We start from the raw sequence: 3,297 nt of genomic DNA, 5'->3' as shown, positions 1-3,297 counted from the left end.
ATCGATAGCTTTTCTTTCCTACATTTTTCTTTTGGCATACCATCCCAAGTTTGTAAATTTATGAAGTTATTCATTTTAGACTAGTACACTTTTTGGTCTGTAACTCAGAATTTGGTGTGAAGAGACAAGTGATCTTTAACCGCGTCACTCCCCTTTTCAAGGGGTAGTGACGCGGTGTTAAACTCCACGTTAAACAAAGCAGAACAAAGAGGGGAAATTATTTGTTGAGCTTATGTGCGCGTTATGACACTCTAAACATGATTCCAACAATAGCGAGACATCGGTCATCGCGTCATTAAACAGAGCCTTTGGCTTTGTCATACCAGTGAGATCTACTCACATCTAAAAACCAAGCTTTCGGGCTTTTTAACTTACAAATTAGTTCATCTGATTTAGGCACTTTTATGCCTTGAATTTGGCTATTTGTACCTGCATGTAATTAACTTAAACACAAATCACTTTACAGCGAGGCTGTTATGAATTTAAAAGAAAATGCGAGAGAACATCTATTAGACGCGGCGATTAACGATATTGAAGAGAATGGGATCTACTGGAATGGGTCAATTTCCAGAAGCCAAAGAGGGCATTTGCTCATATTGTTAGAAGAGCATGGATACGAGATCTCCATGAATGAAGTTCCACCTCATTGGGAGCATGCTTTTTATACCTCAGCTTACTCATATGATGATGTACTAGAGCTAGCACAGAAGCGAGCTGAAGAAAGTGACTGGTAATTGAACGTTTCAGTACGCTCATGTGGACAACTGGGGACGCAAGCTGCCCCCACGTTGCCACACAATCGCTATATTTGCATATGAGTTGTTTGAGAGTTGGCTCCGCCTTAATAAATATTTTTATTTGTTAAGCTTAAAATGAGTTTGTAGATAGAAAAACGAGTATTTTGACTCCGCAATCAAGATGGAACTGTGTTTTTGAATAAACAATGGGATTATTAAGGGGCGTGCCCCTTGATGATTAGCCCTTTCAACGATGGTGCTATAGCGCATAAGCTTGGGCTGACACATATCGATAGTAATGCCGATAATGCTGCCAGCCCCCTGATAAACCAATTAATCTAACAAGCAACTTTTTAGCTACGCTCGGGCTCTATCGTGACAAGTCGCTCTAGATAATAGGGAAAGGTGGTTTGTTGGTTCTATTCAGCAGCTCCCAAAGCAGTTCTAATGCCAGCCGGTGATCGCGCAGTGTCGTTGAGCTTAGGTGAGAGTGCCTAGCATAATATCGATGGATATGTGCTCGGCCGACTTGAGGCGGAGATTTAACACCTTTTTCGTTTTGCGCGATATTTTCAAGGATGTTGATTAACCTTTTCACCATTGCTCGCCGTGCGGTTTTGCCGCCGTGTCGAACGTAGACATGGGTTCTTTCTTTTATCCACTTTTCCATTTGACTCATAACTTAACCTAGGTAGCTGTTTGTTATATCGATGCGGCTGTGGCCAAGCTCTTGCGATACCTACATTCTTGCATGATGGTCTAAATCTTTGGCTTCTTTGAGGAAGATTACTTTCTGTAACTGACGCACCGTGTAATCGCATTTATGATCATGAAGATTACGCAGTTCAGGAACCAAAGGGCAGTCGGCAGGCTGGGAGTTTAGGGAAATTAACACGCTGATTTTCAATTATAAAATCTGCAAGTTCAGTATGTAAAATAATTGACATGTCTATAAGGTTATTTTTATACTTTATATTATCTTGTTAAGGGGGTGTATGTATTAATGTAAATTTCCCTGTCGCTACATAAAGGAAAAAAGGATGTGATAAATGGTGATGATTTAAGTGCTATGCGCCTTAATGCCGAAATTTCTCAAAAAGAGATGGCAGCAAAGCTGGGTTTAGATCGTAAAACGATCAGCAATTATGAACTTGGAGTGAGCCAAATTCGTGTAGGGGAGTTGTTTTCATGGTTTTATTATTGCAAGATTGATACAAGCACTGTCCTTTCACAAGTTAAGATAGTACGTGAAAAAGTGGATAGTAGTAAAACTACAAAATCAAGTACAGAAAGGAGTAAAGGATGAAAAATTTGTCGTTCGAATATTGCAAAAAAATTAGTGGTGGTGGCCCTTATAGACCAGCCAAACCCAAGTCATCAGCTAGAATAGTTGTAAACATGAATAAGACAGAGCCTTCTTTGACTACTGTTGTTCCATGAGAGTTTTAAAAGGCTAATAACTAAAATGGGTATTGCTGAAAAAATAGATGATACGAGATTCATATGTATAAAACGTCAGCAATTGTGTACTACTTTAAATCTAATGCGTGTGGATAGATTGTATTAAATACTGTTATTTCAGATATTAAGGCTGTATACGAAGAAATGGATAGCAATCAAATTACACTACTAAGTATTGAAAGAGGTAAGGAATGAAAAAACTATCGGTCGAATGTTGTAAAAAAGTTGGTGGTAGTGGACCGTACAGACCGGCGAAACCTAAATCTGAAGCTTTGAATAAAATAGCTTGTAACGTAAATAAACTTGGATTTGAAAGAGGACGTTTCGTTCCATGAAAGCTTCTTACTTCGTTTTGCTGCTTGTTATTGGTTTTTCGGCGTATTTAATTAAGTTATGGGAACCTCAATATTCAGTACCTCTATACATTGGTGTTTTGTTACTTAGCTTAACATTTGGAGTGATTGTTAAGAATATAAATCTAGCCCATATTTCACTTTTCTTGATCTTAATTAATGGATTAGAGTATATTATTTTTCAGTTTGGAGTGATTGATTTGGTTGCTGGAGATCGAGGTTACCTAATGCAGGGCGCTTTAATTTTTGGTATGCAACTAATTATTAGTTTGGTTGCAGTGATAATATTTATTTTTCGAGTGCAGATATCTCGAAAAATATCTAGCTCTTCGAATATTTCGCTAACTCACTTTGATACGTTTTTCCATTGGTTTTTTATTTTGTCAGCGTTGAATTGCTTTGCGGCATTGATAGAGAACACATTTAGGAATATCTATCAATTTGACTTTCAGTTTTTTTATGACATCTATCCTTCAGTTTCGTATGTTATATGGGCCCTTACTTTGGGTGCTTTAACAACGATGATGATTTTGTCAATTAAAGAAAAAGGTTCTCAACTAACTGTTTAAAACTTCCTTTTACATCATAAAGAAGCTTCTATATAAGCTTCTTTATGATTATATTTATATAGCTTCCTATCAATTAATCAAAGACGAAAAGTAGTCCTTTAAACTCAATTTTAGCTAAATTAATAAATAGACGTTGTTTCCTAAATCATTGAACTTCTTTGGTTTGGTACGATCAGA

4 protein-coding genes are annotated in these 3,297 nt (G+C 37.2%); 3 read left to right on the top strand and 1 reads right to left on the bottom strand.

What is annotated here, in order from left to right:
- Positions 1-476: 476 nt before the first annotated feature.
- Positions 477-734, top strand: coding sequence for a hypothetical protein (locus tag J8L97_RS22525; RefSeq protein WP_211052947.1), 258 nt, complete (start codon positions 477-479; stop codon positions 732-734).
- 391 nt (positions 735-1,125) lie between these two features.
- Here J8L97_RS22525 and J8L97_RS22520 read toward each other — a convergent pair whose 3' ends face one another.
- A complete protein-coding gene (locus tag J8L97_RS22520) occupies positions 1,126-1,416 on the bottom strand; it encodes a hypothetical protein (protein WP_193522245.1) in 291 nt (96 codons plus the stop codon).
- A 363-nt stretch (positions 1,417-1,779) separates the two neighbouring features.
- Here J8L97_RS22520 and J8L97_RS22515 point away from each other — a divergent pair, with 363 nt between their 5' ends.
- Both J8L97_RS22515 and J8L97_RS22510 read left to right on the top strand, forming a co-directional pair.
- Entirely contained in the window at positions 1,780-2,043 is a 264-nt protein-coding gene (locus tag J8L97_RS22515) for a helix-turn-helix transcriptional regulator (RefSeq protein WP_211052945.1), read from the top strand.
- A gap of 486 nt (positions 2,044-2,529) precedes the next feature.
- Positions 2,530-3,120 (top strand): hypothetical protein, encoded by a 591-nt coding sequence (locus tag J8L97_RS22510; protein ID WP_211052943.1) that lies wholly within the window; start codon positions 2,530-2,532, stop codon positions 3,118-3,120.
- Positions 3,121-3,297 lie beyond the last annotated feature (177 nt).

The organism is Pseudoalteromonas sp. MMG012 (genome assembly GCF_018100875.1).
Lineage (GTDB): Bacteria > Pseudomonadota > Gammaproteobacteria > Enterobacterales > Alteromonadaceae > Pseudoalteromonas > Pseudoalteromonas aurantia.
This window is presented reverse-complemented; position numbering and strand designations above follow the sequence as displayed.

Excerpts from the sequence above, each read along its gene's own strand:
- J8L97_RS22525 (WP_211052947.1), top strand. The coding sequence starts at position 477 with ATGAATTTAAAAGAAAATGCGAGAGAACATCTATTAGACGCGGCGATT.
- J8L97_RS22520 (WP_193522245.1), bottom strand. The coding sequence starts at position 1,416 with ATGAGTCAAATGGAAAAGTGGATAAAAGAAAGAACCCATGTCTACGTT.
- J8L97_RS22510 (WP_211052943.1), top strand. The coding sequence starts at position 2,530 with ATGAAAGCTTCTTACTTCGTTTTGCTGCTTGTTATTGGTTTTTCGGCG.